Genomic DNA, 20865 nt, shown 5'->3' on the forward strand with positions numbered 1-20865 from the left:
GTCCGGCGTCAGCTTCCCGAGCCGCCGCGGCGCCAGCGGATGCCGGCCTCGATGAAGTCGTCGATGGCGCCGTCGAACACGGCCTGCGGGTTGCCCGACTCGTGCTCGGTGCGCAGGTCCTTGACCATCTGGTACGGCTGCAGCACGTAGGACCGCATCTGGTCGCCCCAGCTGGCCTTGATGTCGCCGGCCATCTCCTTCTTCTTCGCGGCCTCCTCCGCCTTGCGGAGCAGCAGCAGGCGCGACTGGAGCACGCGGTAGGCGGCGGCGCGGTTCTGGATCTGGGACTTCTCGTTCTGCATCGCGACGACGACGCCGGTGGGGATGTGCGTCATGCGGACCGCGGAGTCCGTGGTGTTGACGGACTGACCGCCCGGGCCCGACGAGCGGTACACGTCGATCTTGAGCTCGGAGTCCGGGATGTCGATGTGGTCGGTCTGCTCGATGAGCGGGATCACCTCGACGGCGGCGAACGACGTCTGCCGGCGGCCCTGGTTGTCGAACGGCGAGATGCGCACCAGCCGGTGCGTGCCGGCCTCGACGGACAGGTTGCCGAACGCGTAGGGCACGTTGACCTCGAAGGTCGCGGACTTGAGGCCCGCCTCCTCGGCGTAGGACGTGTCGCCCACCTTGGTGGGGTAGCCGTGCCGCTCGGCCCAGCGCAGGTACATGCGCATCAGCATCTCGGCGAAGTCGGCGGCGTCCACGCCGCCGGCCCCCGCGCGGATCGTCACGACGGCCTCGCGGGAGTCGTACTCACCGTTCAGCAGGGTCCGAACCTCGAGCGCCGCGAGGTCCTTGCGGATCTTGGCGACCTCCTCCTCGGCCTCGGTGAGCGAGTCGGCGTCGTCCATCTCCTGGCCGAGCTCCACGAGCGTCTCGACGTCGTCGATGCGCGCGCCGAGCTTCTCGACGCGGCTCAGCTCGGCCTGGGCCGCCGACAGCGCGGAGGTGACCTTCTGGCCCTCCTCCGGGTCGTCCCACAGGTTGGGCGCCGACGCCTGCTCCGACAGCTCGGCGATCTTCGCCTCGAGCGCGGTGGGGTCGCTCACGGCCTCGATGGACTCGAGGGTCGTGCGGAGCGCCTTGATCTCAGCGGGAAAGTCGTTGGTGGCCACGATGTTCAAGGTTACCCGCGCATCCCGGTGCCCGACGCCGGAAAATCTCGCACCGCCCCCCGTCCGGCTCAGCGAGCTCCCGGTTCGGGCAGCTCACGGCCGAACATCTGCGCGGTCGCACGGGCGCTGGGCGTCCCCGCGTCGGGGTCCGCACCGTGCTCGACCAGCACCCGGATCACGTCGGCCTCGTTCTTGAAGACGGCGCCCGCGAGCGGAGCCTGGTTGTTGCCGTTGAGCCGGTTCACGTCCGCGCCGCGCTCGGCGAGGCCCGCCGTGAGGCTCGCGTGCCCGTGGTAGGCGGCGAGCATCAGGAGCGTGTTGCCGGCGTCGTCGGCCAGCTCGACCGGCAGGCCGGCGTCCACCAGGTCGAGCAGCACGTCCGCACCCTGGCGGGCGAGGTCGAGGACCTGCTCGGGCTCGAGGCGGGTGCCGCCTGGCTGGTCACCGCTCTGGTCGCTCGTGCCGTGCTGCTCGCTCATGGGCACAACCTAACCCGGCCCAGGCCGGCCGATCGGTTCACCAGGCCCGGGCCGTCGACGACGCCGACAGACCGATCCCGCCGCCGAACGCGTCGGTGAACCAGTGCAGCAGCGGCGGGCGGGACACGGCCGCGAGCGTCACCCGCGCGGACCGCCCGTCCGGCGACGACGCCCCGGTCACCACCACGGGCAGGCCGGGCGGGTGCGCGGCGAGGTAGCGCTCGACGGCGGCGCGCACGCCGGCGTCGGACAGAGCGAGCGGGGCGCCGTCGGCGGGCGCGCCCATGCCCGCGTAGAAGGCGTCCGGCGACATGGCGTCCGCCGCGTCGGCCGCGGCGAGGTCCGCGACGTCGTAGAGGGCCTTGCGGTCCAGGTGCACCGCGCTCGCCGAGGCGACCACCGCGACCAGCATCAGCGCGAACGCGACGAAGGCCGAGGTGAGCAGCATGATGCGGCCGCCCTCGCGGTCCTCGGGGTCGCGTCGGCGTGCGTCGGTGCGAGCGGCGGGCGTCATCCGCCCATTGTTCGCCGGTGGTGCGGACCCGGCTCGGCATGGCTGTGGAAAAGTCTCGGAGCGGTGGTTCGCCGCCCTGGTCATCTCCCAGGACGGAACCTAATCGTTTAGATTCGCCCGATCTTCGAAAACGTTTAGCGAAACCCTTGACACCTGGTGGGAGGCATAGAAATCCTTTTCCATGTCCCGACGGGCCAACGACGGCACGTCCTGAACGAAGGGGATCAACGATGATGACCCGAACGCTCACCCCACCGCGACACCGGCGCACGCTGCGCGCGGTCTCGCTCGCCACGCTGGCGGCGGTGGTGCTCAGCACCGGAGTGGCCGTCACCTCGGCCCAGGCCGCCGGCAGCACCCTGCAGGCCGCCGCCGCGGAGTCCGGCCGGTACTTCGGCACGGCGATCGCGGCGAACAAGCTCTCCGAGACCGCGTACACCACCATCGCGAACCGCGAGTTCAACATGGTCACCGCCGAGAACGAGATGAAGCTGGACGCGACCGAGCCGAACCAGAACCAGTTCACCTTCACCAACGGCGACCGCATCGTGAGCTGGGCGCGGAGCAACGGGAAGCAGGTCCGGGGGCACACGCTGGCCTGGCACTCGCAGCAGCCGGGCTGGATGCAGAACATGAGCGGCTCCGCCCTGCGGTCCGCGATGCTCAACCACGTCACCCAGGTGGCCACCCACTACCGCGGCCAGATCCACTCCTGGGACGTGGTGAACGAGGCGTTCCAGGACGGCTCGTCCGGCGCCCGCCGCGACTCGAACCTGCAGCGCACCGGCAACGACTGGATCGAGGCGGCGTTCCGCGCCGCCCGGGCCGCCGACCCGGGCGCCAAGCTCTGCTACAACGACTACAACACCGACGACTGGTCGCACGCAAAGACGCAGGCCGTCTACAACCTCGTGCGCGACTTCAAGTCCCGCGGGGTGCCCATCGACTGCGTGGGCTTCCAGTCGCACTTCAACGCGCAGAGCCCCGTGCCGAGCAACTACCAGACCACGCTGTCGAGCTTCGCGGCGCTGGGCGTCGACGTGCAGATCACCGAGCTCGACATCGAGGGCTCCGGCTCGGCGCAGGCCGACAACTACGGCAGGGTCGTCCAGGCGTGCCTCGCCGTGTCCCGCTGTACCGGCATCTCGGTGTGGGGTGTCCGGGACACGGACTCGTGGCGCGCCGGCGGCACCCCGCTGCTCTTCGACGGGAACGGCAACAAGAAGGCCGCCTACACCTCCACGCTCAACGCGTTGAACGGCGGCACCACCACCCCGCCGCCCACCGGCGGCTGCACGGTGTCGGTCACCCGAGGGCAGGAGTGGTCCGACCGATTCAACGTGTCGCTCGCGGTCTCGGGCAGCTCGACCTGGCGCGTCTCGATCCAGCTCCAGGGCAGCCAGAGCCTGCAGAACTCCTGGAACGCCACGGTCTCCGGGAGCACCGGCACGCTGACGGCCACGCCGAACGGGGCCGGCAACAACTTCGGCATCACGCTCTACAAGAACGGGAACACCACCCTGCCCACGGCGACCTGCTCGACCAGCTGACGGGCTGACCTGGCCGGCCGCCGGCCGCGAGGCCGCTCGGCCGGGCAGGACGACGGCGGTCCGCACCCCACGGAGGGTGCGGACCGTCGTGCCCGAGCCCCTGTCGGGCACTCCTCAGGGCCGGACCGCCGCGTACTCGTCGACCGTCCCCGTGCGCGCCGCCTCCACCGGGACGGACAGCGGCACCCAGCCGCGCACGGCGTCGGGCAGCAGGGGCAAGGGCACCTCGACGCGGACGACGGCGGCCACGGCACCACCCGGCGTCAGGCACGGGGACTGCGAGCACTCCAGCGTCAGCGCGCCCTCGTCGCCGGCGAAGCCCTGATCCGTCAGGGCGAGCCGCACCGCGGCGTCGGCCCGGGTGGTCCCGACGGCGGCCGACTCGGCCGTGACCATCGCGCGGACCGCGCTCGTCGCCGCGCCCTCGGCCGCGAACGCGCCGGCCTGCACGCGGCCGAGCGTGACCACGAGGTAGACCAGCGGGACCAGGAGGATCAGCGCGACGCCGAGGAACTCGACCATCGCGGAGCCCACCTCGCGGCCGCGGTCCTCCCGGCTCGGGTCCGCACGGCTCGGGCCCTCGGTGCTCCGGCTCCCGGCCTTCCTGCCCCGGAGCACCACCACCGCACCGGGAGACGTAACGGAGAGGGAGCACTGCTCGCCCAGCGTTACCTCCCCCGCTGCGCAACCAGTCCCCCGCACCCCCCGCTGCGACCCGCTCATCGCTCCGCCAACGCGTGACCGCGCACCGTGAGCGTCCCGCCGGGACCGAGCAGGCCGACCACGGGCAGCGGCGTCCGCACCGTCACCTCGGTCACCTCGATCCCGTCGCGCGACGTGCTGCCAGCGGTGACGTCGCGGGCGTAGTCGCCGGTCAGGGCTCCCGCCAGGAGTACGCGCGTGCGCGCGACGCCGTCGGCCGGGTTCCGGTCCGCGCGGGCCGCCACGCGGGCGCCCTCGGCGGCCGCGTCGATCGCGAGCGAACGCACGTGGACGGCGAGCGCCACCTGGACCACCCCGAGCAGGAGGGCCAGGACCAGCACCGACACCAGCAGGAACTCGACCGCCGCGGAGCCGTGCTCCCGCCGGCCCGTGCTCACCCCTGGCCCGTGACGCTGCTGATCGCCTGGCGGAACGCGTCCTCGAGCAGCGGGCCCGCCACGGCCCAGAGCGCCACGACCAGTCCTGCGGTCATCAGGGTGACGAGCACCCAGCCCGGCACGTCGCCCCGCTCGGCCTCGGCGGTCTCGGCGGTCTCGGTCATGTTCCTGGTCCCTCGGTCGTCGCGCACAGCGGTTCCTTTCGTCGGCAGACTCCCTGGCGGAGTCATGTCAGAGCCCGATCCGGAGGGTGGCCAGGCTGGGGAAAACAGCGAAGACGACGGTGACCGGCAGCACGAGGAACACGACCGGCACCATCATCAGGATCTCCTTGCGGCCGCCCGCCTCCAGGAGGGAGCGGCGGCCCGCCTCTCGGACGTCGCGCGCCTGGGCGCGCAGCACGTCCGCGAGCGGGGTGCCGCGTTCCAGCGCGACGACCACCCCCTCGGCGAACCGGGACAGGGGTGGCAGCCCGGAGCGGTCCGCGAGCGCGGTGAGGGCGGCCGTCACAGGTGCGCCCGCGCGGACCGCGGCGACCATGCGCCGGATCTCGCCCGCCAGCTCACCCCGCGCCGTCGACGCCACCCGTTCGAGCGCGGCGGGCGGGCTCTCCCCCGCCGCCACGGCGAGCGCGAGCAGCTCCGCGATGGTCGGCAGCTCGGCGAGCAGCCGCTCCTCGCGTCGCCGCACCCGCAGCGTGAGGGCCTGGTCGCACGCCACGTAGCCGCACCCGCCCGCGACGGCGACGAGCACCACCAGCGGGACGGCCGCCGCGCCGCGCGTCGCCGCGAGCACCAGCGCGAGGCCGAGGCCCGCCGCGAGCCCGCCCACCGTCCAGACCACCTGGCGGGCCCGGAAGTGGTCGACCGTCTCCGCGGACCCGGCGCGGTCGAGCCGGCGGCGGATCTCCTCGCGGGGTGCGCCGAACCGCTCGAGGCGCGCGCCGATGTCGTGCAGACCGAGGAGGCGGACCACCGCCGAGGTGCGGCTGGCCTCGCGCAGGAGCGTCGAGGTCGCGTCGCGCGGGCGCAGGTAGGGGGCGAGCCGCTCGTCGAGGCTGACGGCCCGCGCCCGCAGGCGGGACAGCACGACCAGCACCCCCGTCGCGACGCCGAGCCCCACGAGCGCCCCGGCCGCCCAGGCGGTCACCGGAGCACCCGGCGCTCGGCGGGCAGGCGCCCGATCCGCAGCATCAGCCGGTAGGCGACCAGGGCGCAGAGGCCACCGGTGACGAGCACCGTGACGCCCGCCGGCGAGTCGTAGGCACGCGCCGTCTCCGGCCGGGTGGAGAGCAGGGCGAGGACGACCCACGGCCCGGCGACCGCCACCCGCGCTCCGTTGACGGTCCAGCTCTGCCGCGCCTCGAGCTCGCCCCGGGTGGCGGCGTCCTCGCGGAGAAAGCCGCTCAGGGTCCGCAGCAGCCGGCCCAGGTCCTGGCCGCCGACCTCCCGGGTGAGGCGCAGGGCCTCCACGATGCGGTCGGCCACCGGGTCGGCGAGGCGCTCCTTGAGCGCGTCCAGGGCGTCGCCGAACCGGCCGCCAGCCCGGTAGTCCTGGGCGAAGCGGCCGAAGGGTTCGCGCAGCTCGACCGGACCACGGTGCGCGAGCTGGGCCACGGCCTCGGGCAGCGACAGCCCGGCGCGCACGCCGGAGGCGAGGTGGTCCACGACCTCGGGCCACACCTCCCGCAGCGCCCGACGGCGGTGGCGCGCCCGCGCACGGACCAGCACCACCGGGCCGGGCGCGGCGAGCAGCGCGAAGCAGGCCGCGATCGCCGGCGAGCGGGTCAGGGCGAGCGCCACGAGCAGGGTCACGACGCCGAGCGCCACGCACGAGCCCACGAGCATCGCGGGGGTCACGGAGGGCGCCCCGGCCTGGGTCAGCAGGTCCCGGGTGCGCATCTGCCAGGTCACGCGGCCCGCGGGGCGTGGCGTCGGGGCCCAGAGCGACCACCAGACGCAAAACAGCCCGGCACCCAGGAGCAGGCCCACCACCACGCCCATCAGCGGGTCGCCCAGGGGCTCGCGCCGGCCCGGGCACCCGCACGACCGCCCACCGCCGCACGCGCACCCACTCCTCCCACGCCGACCCACGGACCGGCGACGGCACCGCGCGCGGAGCGTGTCCCCGGCAGGGGCGCGTCCGGCGCCAGCGCCCGCGGGTCGGCGAGCAGCGCCCGGACGTCGAACCCGGCGCGCTCGAACCGGTCCTCGCCGGGCGGCATGCCGTCGCCGCGGCGCAGGTCGCCGTCGGCGTCCCGGTCGAAGATCCCGGCGGTCTCGATGCGCCCCTCCTCGACGCGTCCGGTCACCGCCACGATCTCGCGGACCTGGCGGCGCACCACGCCGTCGGCCGCCCGGGTCAGGCCGAGGTGCACCACGAGGTCCACGGCGGAGGCGACGGTGGGCACCACGAACCGGTCGGACACGTTCTCGCCCGCGAGCAGCGGGAGCGTGGTCATCTTCGCGACGGCCTCCCGCGCCGTGTTGGCGTGCAGCGTGCACATGCCGGGCACCCCGCTGTTGAGGGCGATCAGCAGGTCGAACGCCTCCGCCTCCCGGACCTCGCCGATCACCAGCCGGTCCGGGCGCATCCGCAGGGCCTCCTTGACCAGGCGCCGCAGGGGCACCTCGCCGGTGCCCTCGAGGTTGGCCGGGCGGGTCTGCAGCGCCACGTGGTCGCGGACGGGGAGCCGCAGCTCCCAGACCTCCTCGGCCGAGATGACCCGCTCGGAGCCCGGGATCGAGCCCGCCAGCGCATTGAGCATCGTGGTCTTGCCCGCCTGGGTCTGGCCCGACACGAGCACGTTCAGCCCGGCCCGCACGGCGGCGTCGAGGAAGGTCGCGGCCGGGGCCGTGAGCGAGCCGAGCCGCACCATGTCCGCCAGCGAACGGGCCCGCACCACGTGCTTGCGGATGTTCACGGCCCAGGCCGCGCGCGTGATGTCGGGGATGACGACGTGCAGGCGCTCCCCGCCCGGCAGCCGGGCATCCACGAACGGGCTGGACAGGTCGAGACGCCGCCCGGACGTCTTGAGCATCCGCTCCACGAGGTCGCGCACCTGCTCGTCGGTCAGCACCGTGCTGGTCAGCTCGGACACTCCGCGCCGCGCGACGTAGACATGGGTCGGGGCGTTGAGCCAGACCTCCTCGATCTCGGGGTCGTCGAGGTAGGGCTGCAACGGCCCGAACCCACCCACGGCGTCGGTCACCGTGCGGGCCGCCGCGTCGGGATCGTCGAGCGGCGGCACCACGCCGACGCTCGCCCGTGTCGCGTAGTCGCCCACCGCGTCCGTGACGAGGCTCGACAGCCCCTCCCGATCACCGATCGGGTCCAAACCCCTGCGCCGCACCAGCTCGCGTACCTCGTGCTCGAGGATCCGCGCCCCCTCATCGCCCATGACCGGCAACGCTAGATCCAAACGTTCATCTCCGCAGGCCACCCTGTGGATAACTTTCCCCAGAAGCCGGAGTTATCCACCTAATCCACAGAGTTGTCCACAAAGGTGCAGGTAGAGCGGGTTGTCTGGGATGCCCGGAGATGAACCCGCGGTGGACGGGCGGTGGATATCGTCTAGCCCATGAACGCCCATCCTTCATCCGGCAGCGACTCCGAGCACGACTCCGGCAGCAACTACCCCGGCCGCGGCACGGACCGCTGGCAGGCCACCGCGAGCGCCGCCGGGCTGCTGGCCGACGACGGCAGCGTCGCCGTCACGATCTTCGCCGAGATGTCGGCCCTGGCCGTCCGCACGGGTGCGATCAACCTCGGCCAGGGGTTCCCCGACGTCGACGGCCCCGAGTACGTCAAGCAGGCGGCGATCAAGGCGATCGAGGCGGGTCGCAACCAGTACGCCCCCGGCGACGGCGTGCCGGAGCTGCGTCAGGCCGTCGCCGAGCACCAGAAGCGGCACTACGGGCTGGACGTCGATCCCGACACCGAGGTGCTGGTCACCACGGGTGCCACCGAGGCACTGACGGCCTCCGTCCTGGCCCTGACCCGGCCGGGCGACGAGGTGCTGACGCTCGAGCCGTTCTACGACTCGCACGCGGCGGCGATCGGCATGTCGGGCGCCACGCACGTGACCGTCCCGCTGGTCCCGGGGCCGGCGGGTTTCCGGCTCGACGTCGACGCCCTGCGGGCGGCGGCCACCGACCGCCTGCGGATGATCCTGCTCAACTCCCCGCACAACCCGACCGGGACGGTGCTCACGCGGGACGAGCTGGCCGCCGTCGCCGCGGTCGCCCGGGAGCGCGGCGCGATCGTGGTGACCGACGAGGTCTACGAGCACCTGACGTTCGGCGCGGAGCACGTGCCGATCGCGACGCTGCCGGGGATGACCGAGCGGACGCTGACCATCTCGTCGTCGGGCAAGACGTTCTCGTTCACCGGCTGGAAGGTGGGCTGGGTACACGGGCCGGCCGACCTGGTCACGGCGGTGCGGACGGTCAAGCAGTACCTGACGTACACCTCGGGTGCGCCCTTCCAGCCCGCCATCGCGCAGGCCCTGGCCGACGACGACGCGCCGCGCGCGCTGGCCGCCTCGCTGGCCGGCCGCCGGGACCTCCTGTGCGCGGGTCTGGAGGCCGCCGGCTTCGTGGTGACGCGCCCGGCCGGCACGTACTTCGTGATGGCCGACGCGTCCGCCGTGCTCGCGCGGCTCGGCCTGCGCGACGGCGTCGAGCTGTGCCGCCGCCTGCCCGAGCTGGCGGGGGTCGTGGCGATCCCGGCGTCGGCGTTCTGCCGCGCGGGCTCCCCGACGGCGCGGGCCCTGGCCAACCATGTGCGGTTCACCTTCGTGAAGCGCGAGGAGGTGCTGCGCGAGGCGGCGACGCGCCTCGCGGGCCTGGGGATCCCCCTCAGCTAGCCCGTGACCAGCGAGATCGCCACGGCCAACATGATCAGCGCGATCACGCCGTCGAGCACGCGCCATGCGTTCGGGCGCCGCAGCACGGGCGCGAGCAGCCGAGCGCCGTAGCCGAGGGCGGCGAACCAGGCGACGCTGGAGACCATCGCCCCCGCGGTGAACCACCAGCGGGTGTCGCCGTAGGTGGCGGCGACCGAACCCTGCAGCACCACGGTGTCGAGGTACACGTGCGGGTTGAGCCAGGTGAGCGCCAGCGCCGTGAGGACGACCGGCTTGAGGCGCCGGCCGGGACTGTCGCCGAGGGCGCCGTCGTCCGCGGCGGCGAGCGTCGTGTCGCCCTTGACCGCGCGCCAGGCCGCCATGGCCCCGTACCCGAGCACGACGGCGGCACCCAGCCAGCGCACCACCACCACGGCGTCGGGCCAGCGCTCGACCAGCGGCCCGAACCCGGCGGCGCCGGCCGCGTAGAGCGCGACGTCGGAGGCCGCGCAGATCGCCGCCACGACGCCCACGTGCTCACGGCGCAGCCCCTGACGCAGCACGAAGGCGTTCTGGGCTCCGATGGCGACGATGAGCGAGAGGCCGAATCCGAGTCCGGCGAGCAGGGCGAGCATGTCTCCACGCTAGGCAGCGGAACCACCTGAAGGCCAGTTCATGTTTCTCAGCCCGCATAAGCAGAACTGAAGATGCGCCAGACTGGCTCCATGCGATGGGACTCCCGCCAGCTCGAGGCGCTGGCCGCCGTGGTCGCCGAGGGCTCGTTCGACGCCGCGGCGCGCGCCCTGCACGTGACGCCCTCGGCGGTGAGCCAGCGCATCCGCGCGTTGGAGAACGCGGCGGGCAGCGTGCTCGTGCGGCGCGCCCGGCCGGTCGTCGCCACGCCGTCGGGCCAGGCGCTGCTGCGCCTCGCCCGGCAGACCGAGCTGCTCGGCGCGGAGGTCGCCGCGGAGCTGGGCGCGCACGGTACCGACGACCCGCCCGACGACGCCGACAGCGGCGCGCCGGACCGCCTGGTCACCGTGCCGCTGGCGGTCAGCGCCGACTCCCTGGCCACGTGGGTGCTGCCCGCCCTCGCCCAGGTCGAGGGCATCACCTTCGACCTGCACCGGGCCGACGACAGCCGCACCGCCGACCTGCTGCGCGAGGGCGTGGTCATGGCGGCGGTCACCTCGCAGACCGCGCAGGTGCAGGGCTGCCGCAGCACCCCGCTCGGGATCATGCGCTACCGCCCGGCCTGCACGCGCACCTTCGCGGAGCGCTGGTTCCCCCAGGGCCCGACGCCGGAGGCCCTCGCCGCCGCGCCCGTCGTCGTCTTCGACCGGACCGACGACCTGCAGGACGTCTACCTGCGCGCCCGCGCGCCGCACGCGCGGCCGCCGCGATTCCACGTGCCGAGCACCGTCGAGTACGAGGAGACCATCCGCCTCGGGCTGGGCTGGGGCATGCTCCTGGAGCAGCCGGCGATCGGCGGCCTGCACACCGGTACCGGCGGCGGCATCACGCTGCTGGAGCCCGGCTACGTCCTGGACATCCCGCTCCACCTGCAGCAGTGGAAGCTGCGTTCGGCCGTGCTGGACCGGGTCACGGCAGCCCTGCGAAAAGAAGCGACACGCAAGCTCCTGCCGGCGTGAAATCTGGACGTACCCCCATCATTAGCCCCCTTCCAGTCCTTCCGCACTTCCGAATCATGAACCGGACATGCTCTGTCCGACTTCCTACGGTTCAGGCATGCTCTCAGCGCTCGCCGGGATGGCCTTCGGCCTCTCCCTCATCGTCGCCGTCGGTGCGCAGAACATCTTCGTCCTCCGCCAGGGCCTGCGGCGCGAGCACGTGGGTCTCGTCGCGGGCATCTGCGCCGTCAGCGACTTCGTGCTCATCTCGGCCGGGGTCGGCGGGCTCGGGACCCTGATCCAGAGCGCGCCCATGGTGGTCGAGATCGCGCGGTGGGCGGGCGCCGTCGTCGTGCTGGTCTACGGGGGCATGGCCGCCCGCCGCGCCTGGAAGGGCCAGCAGGTCGTCATGGGGCGGCACAGCATGACGTCGCGGACCGTGGGCGCCGCCGTCGCCACCACCCTCGCGCTGACCTGGCTCAACCCCCACGTCTACCTCGACACCGTGGTGCTCGTGGGCGGCCTGGCGGCGACGCACGGCGACGACCGGTGGTGGTTCGGGTTCGGCGCCTGCCTGGCGAGCACCGCGTGGTTCGTCGCGCTGGGCTACGGGGCCCGCTACCTCGCGCCGCTGCTGGAGAAGCCCGGCGCCTGGCGCGTGCTGGACAGCGTGGTCGCGCTGACCATGGTGGTCGTCGCGGCCACGCTCGTCCTGGGCGCCTGAGCCCAGGACGAGCGTCCGGCCGACCCGTCAGGCGCAGACGCCGTCGAGCAGTACCTCGGGGCTCGGGCTCGGCTTCGGCGTGGCCGGCTCGGACGCGGTGCCGTCAGCCTCGCCGGTGTCACCGGTCTCGGCGTCGCCACCCTCCGTACCCTCAGCGTCTCCACCGGCGTCCGCGCCCTCCTCGGCCTCGCCACCGGCGTCACCGGCCGTGTCGCCCTCCTGGGCCTCGCCGCTGGGGCTGCCCGAGGCGGCCGGCTCCGGCGTGTCCAGCACGACCTCCTCCGGCGGCTGGTCGGCGGCGATGCGAGCGAAGATCTCCGCGGCCTCCGGCCCCCAGCCGAGCCCGCCGACGCCGCCCTCGGTGGTGTCGTAGACCGGGATCTTGGTCATCACGATGTTGCGCTTCTCGATCTCGCGCAGCGACCACGCGAGACCGGCCACGCTGCCCGGGTTGGCGATCGCCGGGTCGGCGCTCAGCGAGCCGAGGGCGGCATTGATCAGGCGGAACGTCTTGGTCGGGTCCGCGAGCGTCTCGGCGGACAGGATCTGCCGCATCGTCGCGTTGATGAACGCCTGCTGACGCTCGATGCGCGTCAGGTCGCTGCCCATCTCGAGCCCCATGCCCGTGCCCTTGCGCACGCGCAGGAACTGGATCGCCGTCTTGCCGTCGAGCAGGTTCTCGCCCGCGGGCAGGTCGATGCGGGCGGACTTCGGGTTGCCGTGCAGCGCCTCGGGCAGGCACATCTTGACGCCGCCGATCGCGTCGACCACATCGATCACGCCGTTCATCTTGACCACCGCGTGGTTGGTCACCGTCACGCCCGTGATCGCGTTGACGGTGTTGATGGTGCACGCGGCGGCGTACTTCATGTCCGTGCCGCCGCTGCCGACGGTGAACGAGGCGTTGAACTTGTCCCGGTACGGCTGCGACTGGCTGCCGTCGGGGAGCTTGCAGGACGGGATGTCGACGAACGTGTCGCGGGGCAGCGACACGACCTCCATCCACTGCCGGTCCGCCGAGATGTGCACCAGCATCGTGGTGTCCGAGCGCATGCCGGAGACCGTGCCGCCGATGTCGGCGTTCGTCCCGTCCCGGATGTCCGTGCCCATGAGGAGCAGGTTGACGGCCTGGTCCTTGAACGGGTCGGACGGGTCCTTCGGCTCGACCACCTCGGTCACCAGGCCGTCGAGGTCCTGGACCTCGATCTGCGAGATCGCGTTGTGGTACGCCGTCGCGGCCGCCGCGGAACCGAAGGCCATCACCCCGACCAGGCCCATCGTGACGCTGCGGAACACGAGCGCCTTGCGCCAGCTGCGCACGTGGCGCGGCTGACGTTCACCCGTGCGCGCATGTCGGGGAACCCCGGGAATTATCTCGCCGACAGGTCGCACTGCCGTCCAGAAGTCACTCGCCACGCATCGGAGACTAGGGCCTCAGTGCAACAATCGTGTAAATAAGTCGCGCCGTTCCCAGGCAGCATCCAGGCCGCGCCAGGGATCCGGCCCGCGGTCAGTCCGCGCAGACGCCCGGCAGCAGCGAGGGCGAGGGCGACGGGCTGAGGGTGTCCGACGGCGTGGTCGCGCCGCCCGTCGCCTCGTCGGTGGCCTCGTCCGAGGCGCCGTCCGACGGCTTGTCCGACGCCCCGCCGGCCACGGGCGCCGCGCTCTCGTGGCCGGGCGGCGGGTCGTCGGCCGCGAGGCGCTCCCAGATCGCCGTGGCGTCCTCGGTCCAGACCACCCGGTTGGGATCCGTCGGCGCGGCCACCACCGGCAGCTCGGTGAACACGATCTCGGCCGGGTCGATGTCGCGGATGCTGAACGCCAGGCCCGCGAGCGCCGCCGGGTCGGCCAGGCCGGGGTCGGCCGAGATGGCGCGCAGCACCGCCTCGATGGTGCGGTACAGCTTCGGCGAGTTGGTCACGATGTTCTGGGCCAGGATCTGGCGCACCAGCGCGTCGACGAACGCCTGCTGGCGGTCGATGCGGGTCAGGTCGCTGCCCTGCTCCAGGCCCAGGCCGGTGCCGTGCCGTGCCCGGAGGAACCCGATCGCCTGGCGGCCGTCGAGGGTCTGCTCGCCGGCGGGCAGCTCGAACCGGCCGTACGCGGGATTCTGGACGAGCGGCTCGGGCAGGCACATGCGCACGCCGCCGAGGGCCTCGACGACGTCGACCACGCCGTCCATCTTCACCACCATGTGGTTGGTGACGGGCACGCCCGTGAGGGTCTGCACGGTCGAGATGGTGCAGGCGGCGGCATGGGTGAGGTCCTCGGCCGCACCGCCGCCGATGGTGAACGCGCTGTTGAACATGCCGTACGTGGCGCCGGACTCCGTGCCGTCGGGGAGCTTGCACGACGGGATGTCGACCAGCGAGTCGCGCGGGATCGAGACCACCTCGATGCGGGACCGGTCGCCGGAGATGTGCACCAGCATGGTGGTGTCCGACCGCATGCCGCCGTCGCCCGCGCCGGCGATCTCGGTGTTCTCGCCGCCGCGCAGGTCGGTCCCCAGCACGAGGATGTTCAGGCTGCGGCCGGTGAACGGGTCGTCGGGGTCCACGGACGGTGTGGGCCCCTTGACGAGACCCGAGACGTCGCTGACGCCGATCTGCTGCTTGAAGTCGAGATAGGCGGCCGCGCCACCCGCGACCACGAGGGCGAGCGCGCCGACGACGACGAGCGCCGCGGCGCGCGCGACGCGATGACTGCGCTGGTGACGGAGGTGCCGGGGCACATACGGAGCATAAGCACGTACCCCGGCACGAGGCCTGTTAAGTCACCCGGAGATCACCTGACCGCGGCGGCGCCGAGGTCCGGGTTGTCCGAGAAGAACCCGTCCAGTCCCGCGTCCAGGAAGACGCGGATCTCGCCGACGAGGTCGCCGATCCCGTTCGGGTCGGCCGACGAGCGGAACTCCGCCGGCAGGAACTGGTTCTCCCGGCGGAAGGTCCAGGTGTGCACCTCGAGACTCGCGCGGTGCGCGTCGCGGATCACGCTGCTCGGCGCGCCGAGTGTGCCGTCAGCCGTGCGCGGGATCAGCACGTTCTTCTCGGCGCCGATCCCGTCGGCGTACGTCGCGATCTCGCGGAGCCCCTGCCGGGTGACGAGGTCCGCGTAGGTGCGCGGGTCGCCGTCGGCCACCAGGTCGTAGGGCGCGCCGCTGCTGCTGACGAGCTGGCCGAGCGGCACGTCGGTGAGCTCGTCGAGCTCCTGCAGGTTGCCGACCTCGAAGGACTGCACGATCACCGGCGCGTCCTCGTCGTCGAACCCGTTGCGGCGCAGCTCGGCCACCAGCGGCTCCTCCAGGGACAGGCCCACCGAGTCGAAGTAGGTGGGGTGCTTGGTCTCCGGGTAGACGCCGACGGGCGCGCCGTCGCACGTGCGGCTGTTGCGGGCCAGGTCGAGCACCTCGTCGAGCGTCGGGACCAGGTACAGCCCGTCGAACGCGGTGTTCTGCGGCCGGACCTGCGGCAGGCGCTCCTTGACGCGCAGGGTGCGCAGCTCGGCGAGCGTGAAGTCCTCGGTGAACCAGCCGGTGATCCGGGTGCCGTCGATCGTCTTGGTGGTGCGGCGGCCGGCGAACTCGGTGTGGGCGGCGACGTCGGTGGTGCCGCTGATCTCGTTCTCGTGCCGGGCGACCAGCACGCCGTCCTTCGTGGAGACCACGTCGGGCTCGATGTAGTCGGCGCACTGGTTGATGGCGGTCTCGTAGGCGGCGAGGGTGTGCTCCGGCCGGTAGCCGGAGGCGCCGCGGTGCCCGACGACGGTGACGCCGTCGTCCGTGACGCGCTCCTTGCGCAGGTCCACCAGGGCCATCTCGGTGTCGTCCGGAGTGCCGGTGACCCGCGCGTCGTTGCCCGGGTAGTTGTTGTCGTTGCCGATCAGCAGCGTGTCACGGTCCACGAACAGGACGGTCTCGAAGGACTGCACAGGCAGGGCGAACGTCTCGCCCAGGCCGTAGCCCTCCCCCGCGTCGATGCCGCGCGGGTTGTCGATCCGCAAGGCGTCGACCACGAGCTCCTTGCGCACGAACCCGTCGCGGTCCTTCGTGCCCAGGTCGATCTCGTAGACGCGCTTGGTGACCGCCTGGTCGCCCTCGAAGTCGTCGCGCTCGATGAGCAGCATCGTGTCGCGTCCGGTCGAGTACGCGTCGCCGATCACGTCGGCGGGCTGGTCGGTCTGGTAGGCCCAGCGCTTGCCCGTGTACTCGCCGCGGCGGGTGTCGAACTGGTAGATCCAGCGGCGACGCGGGTCGGCGTCGTTGGCCAGCGCGCCCTCGACCACCGGGTAGAGGTAGCGGCCGATGCCCGCCATGGCCTCGAAGCCGCGGCTGCTGCCCACGTTGGGCGTCTCGCCGGGCTCCAGGTACGGGTTGCCGGGCGACTTGCCGTCCGGGAACTCGTACGGGGCCTCCAGCAGGGTGCCGTCGGCGTCGAAGTGGAGCAGGAACGGGCCGAACTCCTCGCCCACCCACAGCGTGCCGTCGGCGGCGCGAACCAGGGACTCGATGTCGAAGTCGGCGCCCGTGAGCAGCCGGTCGGTGGTGTCCTCGTTGACGATGTCGAAGTCGAGCACGTCGTTGCGGTCGTTGTACTCGATGAAGTCGAGCACCTCGATCTCGCCGTCGCCCGAGCCGCGGCGGTTCGTGTCCCACTGCGGGCGCACCAGGTAGTTGCGCAGCAGGAAGTCGGCGGAGTTGCCCTTGGCGCCGAAGCCGTTGTCGGGCTGGGCCCAGAACGTGCCGTCGTGGTTGTCGACCATCGCGGAGAAGCCGGGGATCACCTGGCCGTCCCAGGGTCCCTGCCGTCCGTTGCCGGGGTTGGCCGCGGCGCCCGACGGCGGCCCCTCGGCCAGGTGGTCGGCGGACAGGGTGGCGCGACCCGCCAGGGTCGCGGCGAGGTGGGTGCCGCCGTGGTGCTCGGTCGCGGGGCCGGGCCGGGGCCCGGCGACGGCGGCGGCCGCCGGCAGCAGCAACGACGTCGCCGCCGCGGCGGCCACCACGCGCGCGGCGCGGGTACGCAGGGGTGTGCTCATGGGGGCGAGCCAAGTGGGCGCACCGGAAATCCCGGTGAATCCGGCGCTACCTCCCGGTGAACTCTCGGGCGGGTCTCAGACCGGCATGTGCCAGCCGCCGCGCCGGAACGCCGGGGTGGCGGTCGCCAGGACGAGGATCGCGAGCGTCACCGCCGCGAGCATCACCAGGGCCATGGCCGTGGCGTCCCCGCCGAGGAACCCGCCGAGCGAGCTCACCGTGCCCGCGACCAGGGACTGGATCGCGCCGATCATCGCCGCCGCGGTCCCGGCGATCTCGCCGTGCCGCGACAGCGCCATCGCGGACGCGTTCGCCGGGACGAGGCCCTGGAACGCGAGGACGCACCACAGGGCCACGAGCAGACCGATCAGCCCGCCCGCGCCGGTCAGGACCACCACGAGGAGCACGACGACCAGCACCGCCTGCGCCACCACGCCGAACCGGAGCAGCCGGACCGGCGCGACCTTGCGCACCAGAGCCGCGTTGACCTGCGCGGACAGGACGAGCCCCACACCGTTGATTGCGAACAGCAGGGCGAACTGCCCCTCGCTGAGCCCGAACTCCTGCTGGAAGATGATGGGCGAGCCCACCACGTAGCTCATGAGCACACCGAAGCCCAGGCCCGGGATCACGGCGAGGGCCAGGAAGTGCTTGTCCTTCAGCAGGCGGCCGTAGCCACCCGCGACCGTGCGGAATCCACCGGTGAGCCGCTTGACCGGCGGGTGGGTCTCCGGCATCAGGCGGAGCACCACGAGCGCGAGGACGGCGCCCATCACGGCGAGCACCGCGAACACCCAGCGCCAGGTGCCGTGCGCCAGCACGAACGTGCCGAGCGTGGGCGCGAACATCGGCGCCACGCCGATGACCAGCATGAGGCGGGAGAGGATGCGGGCCGCCTCGGCGCCCACGAACCGGTCGCGCACCACGGCGACCGAGGCGACGCCGGCGGCCGCGTTGAAGAAGCCCTGCGCGAGCCGGAGGACGATCAGCAGCGGCATGCTCGTGACCACGACGCACAGCAGCGAGATGACGACGTGCAGCGCGAGGCCGATGAGCAGCGGCGTGCGCCGGCCGAACCGGTCGGAGAGCGGGCCGATGACGAGCTGGCCCACGCCACCGCCGATCAGCATGCAGGACACCGTGAGCTGGGCCAGCGCCTCCGTGGACCCCAGGTCCAGGGCGACCTGCGGCAGCGCGGGCAGGTACATGTCGACGGTGAAGGCGGGCAGGGCCGACAGGGCCCCGAGCATGAGGACCCACTTGACGGTGGACCGGGAGGACGCTCGGCGCGCGGGCACGACTGGGGAGACGCCCGACGGCGCGGAGGTTGGCATGGGCACGATGCTATCGAATCGATACGACGATGAGAAGCGTGATCTCGCTCTCCGGTCATGTGTTCGCCCGGAGTCCACCATGGACGACGCCGCGCCGGCCGCGCCCCGCGAGTGTCAGTGGCTCGGGGCATGCTGGTCCCATGTGCGGACGCTTCGCCTCCTTCACCCAGACCCAGGATCTCGCCGACGAGCTCGCGATCGCCGAGATCGCCGAGGACGCCCGGCTGCTGCCGCCGTCCTGGAACGTTGCGCCGACGGACCCGGTGCGGATCGTCGTCGAGCGGGCGGCCCGTGACTCCACGGAGGTGACGCGCTCCGTGCGGCTCGCCCGCTGGGGGCTCGTGCCGTCCTGGTCCAAGGACCCGAGCGGCGGCGCGCGCATGATCAACGCACGCTCCGAGTCGCTGCTGGACAAGCCGGCGTTCGCCAAGCCGTTCAAGGTGCGGCGCTGCATCGTGCTGGCCGACGGCTACTACGAGTGGCGCAAGCTGGCGCTGCCCGCGTCGGGCTCGAAGAAGGTCCCGAAGCAGCCCTACTGGATCCACCCGGCCGAGGCGGACGTCGCGGCCTTCGCGGGTCTGTACGAGTTCTGGCGCAACCCGGCGGCGAGCGAGACCGACCCCGACCGCTGGCTGGTGTCGACCACGGTGATCACCCGGCCGGCGTCCGAGAGCATGGCCCCGATCCACGACCGCATGCCGTTCGTGCTGCCGTCGAGCGCCTGGGACCAGTGGCTCGACCCCGCGGTCGGGGACGCGTCCAGCCTGCTGAAGCTCGACAACGCGCCGCTGACCACGCTGCCGGTCGGCGACGCCGTCGGCTCGGTGCAGAACGACGGGCCGTCGCTGATCGAGGAGGAGCCGGAACCGAGGGACCCGGAGCCGGTCCGGGTCTGACAAACAGGCCGAATACCCGCAAACCGCCTAGTCCTTGATGTGGTTTCCTTGCATATACGCAACCGGACTGGCAGATGTCGAAATTCCTCTACAGGCTGGTGCACGTGACTATCGACACCGGCAACTTCTCTGCGCCCGACGGCTACGGAGAGTTCATCGCGGACCTGAAACGACGGGTCCGCACCACCCAGTTCCGCGCCGTCCGCGCCGCCAACACCGAGGTTCTGCGCCTGTACTGGTCCGTGGGCCGCGGCATCCTCGACCGCCAGCAGGGCGCGGGCTGGGGCGCGAAGGTCGTGGACCAGATCTCGGCGGACATGCGGCGCGAGTTTCCTGGTCAGCGGGGTTGGTCGACCCGAAGCCTGAAGTACATGCGCAAGCTTGCGGACGCCTGGCCCGACGAAGCCGAGTTCGTGCAGCAAGCTGCTGCACAAATGCCGTGGGGCCATCTGATGCTCCTCCTCGACAAGCTCGACACGCGCGACGACCGGGAGTGGTACGCCGCCAAGGCAGCAGCTCACGGCTGGTCCCGGGCCAGCCTCGAGTTCGAGATCAAGACGGACCTCAGGAAGCGTCTCGGATCCGCCCCGTCGAACTTCACGGCGACCCTCGACGCCGCCGACTCCGACCTCGCCCAGCAAGCCGTCAAGGACACGTACGTCTTCGAGCACCTCGACCCCGACGAGCACCGCGCCGAACGCGACCGCGAGCGGGCGCTCATGGACCGCATCCAGGAAACGCTGCTGGAGCTCGGTCGGGACATGGCGTTCGTCGGCCGTCAGCACCGAATCGAGGTTGGCGGCGATGAGTTCTTCGTCGACCTGCTCTTCTTCCACGTCACCCAGCTGCGCTACGTCGTCGTCGAGCTCAAGGTCGGCAAGTTCCAGCCCGCTCACATGGGCCAGATCGGCACCTACGTCGCGATGGTCGACGGCCGGCGTCGGCCCGGTCAACGGTTTGAGCAACGGGCGCCTACGCCGCCGGCAGCACCTCGGCCAGGGTCCGGATGCGGTCCGCGATCTCCGGGTACCGGTCCTCGCGGTCCAGCAGCACCGCGCCGAGCCCGGCGTCGAGCGGCCCCTGGTAGTCCTTCTCGACGTCGTTGCCCACCATGAGCACGTCGGCCGGCGCCACCCCGAGCACCTCGCACGTCGCCGCGTAGGCGCGCGGGTCCGGCTTGCCCGCGGGCAGGTCGTCCGAGGCGACGACGACGTCGAGGTGCGCGGCCAGCCCCGTGCGGTCGAGCTTGAGTCGCTGGTGGGCGCTGTCGCCGTTGGTGAGCAGTGCGACGACGAGGCCGGCGTCCCGCACGCGGCGCAGCGCCGGGACGGCGTCGTCGAACGCCGTCCAGGCCTGCTCGTAGCGCGACAGGTAGCCGGAGAACAGCTCGTCGGCCTCGTCGTCGGTGGCGTCCGCCCCCAGGAACTCGCGCACGCGGACGCGCCGCTGCTCCTGGAACGTGATCTCGCGCCGCTGGTACCGGCCGTAGGCCTCCTCGGCTATGCCACCCCACGCCCTGACCAGCTCTTCGGGGTCGTCGTGGTCCAGACCCAGCTCGGGGAGCCAGCCCAGGAGCGCCGTCCGAGAGGCGCCCTCCTGGTCCACGAGTGTGTCGTCGAGATCGAAGAGAACGACTTTCAGCAC

20 protein-coding genes and 1 pseudogene are annotated in these 20865 nt (G+C 72.4%); 6 read left to right on the top strand and 15 right to left on the bottom strand.

Features of this window, described 5'->3' with window-relative positions:
- Nucleotides 1-8: 8 nt before the first annotated feature.
- The 3 genes from prfB to AB0I29_RS07755 form a co-directional block, all read right to left on the bottom strand.
- Nucleotides 9-1118 (bottom strand): peptide chain release factor 2, encoded by a 1110-nt coding sequence (prfB, locus tag AB0I29_RS07745; protein WP_285102872.1) that lies wholly within the window; start codon nt 1116-1118, stop codon nt 9-11.
- Between the two features lie 68 nt (nt 1119-1186).
- Entirely contained in the window at nt 1187-1597 is a 411-nt protein-coding gene (locus AB0I29_RS07750; RefSeq protein ID WP_357480035.1) for an ankyrin repeat domain-containing protein, read from the bottom strand.
- A 37-nt stretch (nt 1598-1634) separates the two neighbouring features.
- Nucleotides 1635-2111 (bottom strand): hypothetical protein, encoded by a 477-nt coding sequence (locus AB0I29_RS07755; RefSeq protein WP_357480038.1) that lies wholly within the window; start codon nt 2109-2111, stop codon nt 1635-1637.
- A 230-nt stretch (nt 2112-2341) separates the two neighbouring features.
- On the opposite strand from AB0I29_RS07755, the gene AB0I29_RS07760 reads away from it, so the two are divergent.
- Nucleotides 2342-3661 carry an endo-1,4-beta-xylanase gene (locus AB0I29_RS07760; protein WP_357480041.1) on the top strand — a complete coding sequence of 440 codons (1320 nt, stop codon included), beginning with the start codon at nt 2342-2344 and terminating at the stop codon, nt 3659-3661.
- A gap of 114 nt (nt 3662-3775) precedes the next feature.
- Here AB0I29_RS07760 and AB0I29_RS07765 read toward each other — a convergent pair whose 3' ends face one another.
- The 6 genes from AB0I29_RS07765 to AB0I29_RS07790 all read right to left on the bottom strand — a co-directional run bounded on the left by AB0I29_RS07765 (nt 3776) and on the right by AB0I29_RS07790 (nt 8161).
- Complete coding sequence (locus AB0I29_RS07765; RefSeq protein ID WP_285102865.1) at nt 3776-4279, bottom strand: pilus assembly protein; 504 nt, start codon at nt 4277-4279, stop codon at nt 3776-3778.
- A gap of 101 nt (nt 4280-4380) precedes the next feature.
- Nucleotides 4381-4761 carry a TadE/TadG family type IV pilus assembly protein gene (locus AB0I29_RS07770; protein WP_357480045.1) on the bottom strand — a complete coding sequence of 127 codons (381 nt, stop codon included), beginning with the start codon at nt 4759-4761 and terminating at the stop codon, nt 4381-4383.
- Complete coding sequence (locus AB0I29_RS07775) at nt 4758-4925, bottom strand: hypothetical protein (protein ID WP_357480048.1); 168 nt, start codon at nt 4923-4925, stop codon at nt 4758-4760. The genes AB0I29_RS07770 and AB0I29_RS07775 overlap by 4 nt, the downstream gene beginning before the upstream one ends.
- 67 nt (nt 4926-4992) lie before the next feature.
- On the bottom strand, nt 4993-5910 hold the full coding sequence (locus AB0I29_RS07780) for a type II secretion system F family protein (protein WP_357480051.1): 918 nt from the start codon (nt 5908-5910) through the stop codon (nt 4993-4995).
- Nucleotides 5907-6764: a type II secretion system F family protein gene (locus AB0I29_RS07785; RefSeq protein ID WP_357480055.1), complete on the bottom strand. Its 858-nt coding sequence runs from the start codon at nt 6762-6764 to the stop codon at nt 5907-5909. Before AB0I29_RS07785 ends, AB0I29_RS07780 begins: the two co-directional genes overlap by 4 nt.
- Nucleotides 6764-8161: an ATPase, T2SS/T4P/T4SS family gene (locus AB0I29_RS07790; protein ID WP_357480058.1), complete on the bottom strand. Its 1398-nt coding sequence runs from the start codon at nt 8159-8161 to the stop codon at nt 6764-6766. The genes AB0I29_RS07785 and AB0I29_RS07790 overlap by 1 nt, the downstream gene beginning before the upstream one ends.
- A gap of 180 nt (nt 8162-8341) precedes the next feature.
- Here AB0I29_RS07790 and AB0I29_RS07795 point away from each other — a divergent pair, with 180 nt between their 5' ends.
- The gene (locus tag AB0I29_RS07795) at nt 8342-9628 is read left to right on the top strand and encodes a pyridoxal phosphate-dependent aminotransferase (RefSeq protein ID WP_357480060.1); all 1287 of its coding nucleotides are present in this window, start codon (nt 8342-8344) and stop codon (nt 9626-9628) included.
- Here AB0I29_RS07795 and AB0I29_RS07800 read toward each other — a convergent pair.
- A complete protein-coding gene (locus tag AB0I29_RS07800) occupies nt 9625-10242 on the bottom strand; it encodes a LysE/ArgO family amino acid transporter (RefSeq protein ID WP_357480063.1) in 618 nt (205 codons plus the stop codon). The genes AB0I29_RS07795 and AB0I29_RS07800 overlap by 4 nt on opposite strands.
- Before the next feature lie 90 nt (nt 10243-10332).
- Here AB0I29_RS07800 and AB0I29_RS07805 point away from each other — a divergent pair, with 90 nt between their 5' ends.
- Both AB0I29_RS07805 and AB0I29_RS07810 read left to right on the top strand, forming a co-directional pair.
- A complete protein-coding gene (locus AB0I29_RS07805; protein WP_285102852.1) occupies nt 10333-11259 on the top strand; it encodes a LysR family transcriptional regulator ArgP in 927 nt (308 codons plus the stop codon).
- Nucleotides 11260-11356: 97 nt separating this feature from the next.
- Nucleotides 11357-11962, top strand: a complete 606-nt coding sequence (locus AB0I29_RS07810; protein WP_285102850.1) for a LysE/ArgO family amino acid transporter — start codon at nt 11357-11359, stop codon at nt 11960-11962.
- 27 nt (nt 11963-11989) lie between these two features.
- Here AB0I29_RS07810 and AB0I29_RS07815 read toward each other — a convergent pair whose 3' ends face one another.
- The 4 genes from AB0I29_RS07815 to AB0I29_RS07830 form a co-directional block, all read right to left on the bottom strand.
- Nucleotides 11990-13282 carry an LCP family protein gene (locus AB0I29_RS07815; protein ID WP_357480067.1) on the bottom strand — a complete coding sequence of 431 codons (1293 nt, stop codon included), beginning with the start codon at nt 13280-13282 and terminating at the stop codon, nt 11990-11992.
- Between the two features lie 190 nt (nt 13283-13472).
- Complete coding sequence (locus tag AB0I29_RS07820; RefSeq protein WP_357480070.1) at nt 13473-14693, bottom strand: LCP family protein; 1221 nt, start codon at nt 14691-14693, stop codon at nt 13473-13475.
- Nucleotides 14694-14746: 53 nt separating this feature from the next.
- Nucleotides 14747-16993, bottom strand: a complete 2247-nt coding sequence (locus AB0I29_RS07825) for an esterase-like activity of phytase family protein (protein ID WP_357480073.1) — start codon at nt 16991-16993, stop codon at nt 14747-14749.
- A gap of 75 nt (nt 16994-17068) precedes the next feature.
- Nucleotides 17069-18325 carry a multidrug effflux MFS transporter gene (locus AB0I29_RS07830; protein ID WP_285102825.1) on the bottom strand — a complete coding sequence of 419 codons (1257 nt, stop codon included), beginning with the start codon at nt 18323-18325 and terminating at the stop codon, nt 17069-17071.
- A gap of 140 nt (nt 18326-18465) precedes the next feature.
- Here AB0I29_RS07830 and AB0I29_RS07835 point away from each other — a divergent pair, with 140 nt between their 5' ends.
- Both AB0I29_RS07835 and AB0I29_RS07840 read left to right on the top strand, forming a co-directional pair.
- Nucleotides 18466-19221, top strand: a complete 756-nt coding sequence (locus tag AB0I29_RS07835; protein WP_357480076.1) for an SOS response-associated peptidase — start codon at nt 18466-18468, stop codon at nt 19219-19221.
- A 104-nt stretch (nt 19222-19325) separates the two neighbouring features.
- Complete coding sequence (locus AB0I29_RS07840; RefSeq protein WP_357480079.1) at nt 19326-20336, top strand: PDDEXK nuclease domain-containing protein; 1011 nt, start codon at nt 19326-19328, stop codon at nt 20334-20336.
- Here AB0I29_RS07840 and AB0I29_RS07845 read toward each other — a convergent pair.
- Nucleotides 20320-20865: pseudogene (locus AB0I29_RS07845) on the bottom strand (HAD family hydrolase); the annotation flags it as partial. The gene AB0I29_RS07840 and the pseudogene AB0I29_RS07845 sit on opposite strands and share 17 nt — an antisense overlap.

It is taken from the genome of Promicromonospora sp. NPDC050262 (assembly GCF_040655935.1).
Taxonomy (GTDB): domain Bacteria; phylum Actinomycetota; class Actinomycetes; order Actinomycetales; family Cellulomonadaceae; genus Promicromonospora.

Coding starts and splice junctions, on each gene's coding strand:
- AB0I29_RS07775 (WP_357480048.1), bottom strand. CDS start 4,925: ATGACCGAGACCGCCGAGACCGCCGAGGCCGAGCGGGGCGACGTGCCG.
- AB0I29_RS07785 (WP_357480055.1), bottom strand. CDS start 6,764: ATGGGCGTGGTGGTGGGCCTGCTCCTGGGTGCCGGGCTGTTTTGCGTC.
- AB0I29_RS07750 (WP_357480035.1), bottom strand. CDS start 1,597: ATGAGCGAGCAGCACGGCACGAGCGACCAGAGCGGTGACCAGCCAGGC.
- AB0I29_RS07830 (WP_285102825.1), bottom strand. CDS start 18,325: ATGCCAACCTCCGCGCCGTCGGGCGTCTCCCCAGTCGTGCCCGCGCGC.
- AB0I29_RS07805 (WP_285102852.1), top strand. CDS start 10,333: ATGCGATGGGACTCCCGCCAGCTCGAGGCGCTGGCCGCCGTGGTCGCC.
- AB0I29_RS07790 (WP_357480058.1), bottom strand. CDS start 8,161: ATGGGCGATGAGGGGGCGCGGATCCTCGAGCACGAGGTACGCGAGCTG.
- AB0I29_RS07795 (WP_357480060.1), top strand. CDS start 8,342: ATGAACGCCCATCCTTCATCCGGCAGCGACTCCGAGCACGACTCCGGC.
- AB0I29_RS07800 (WP_357480063.1), bottom strand. CDS start 10,242: ATGCTCGCCCTGCTCGCCGGACTCGGATTCGGCCTCTCGCTCATCGTC.
- AB0I29_RS07760 (WP_357480041.1), top strand. CDS start 2,342: ATGATGACCCGAACGCTCACCCCACCGCGACACCGGCGCACGCTGCGC.
- AB0I29_RS07825 (WP_357480073.1), bottom strand. CDS start 16,993: ATGAGCACACCCCTGCGTACCCGCGCCGCGCGCGTGGTGGCCGCCGCG.
- AB0I29_RS07810 (WP_285102850.1), top strand. CDS start 11,357: ATGCTCTCAGCGCTCGCCGGGATGGCCTTCGGCCTCTCCCTCATCGTC.
- AB0I29_RS07755 (WP_357480038.1), bottom strand. CDS start 2,111: ATGACGCCCGCCGCTCGCACCGACGCACGCCGACGCGACCCCGAGGAC.
- AB0I29_RS07835 (WP_357480076.1), top strand. CDS start 18,466: ATGTGCGGACGCTTCGCCTCCTTCACCCAGACCCAGGATCTCGCCGAC.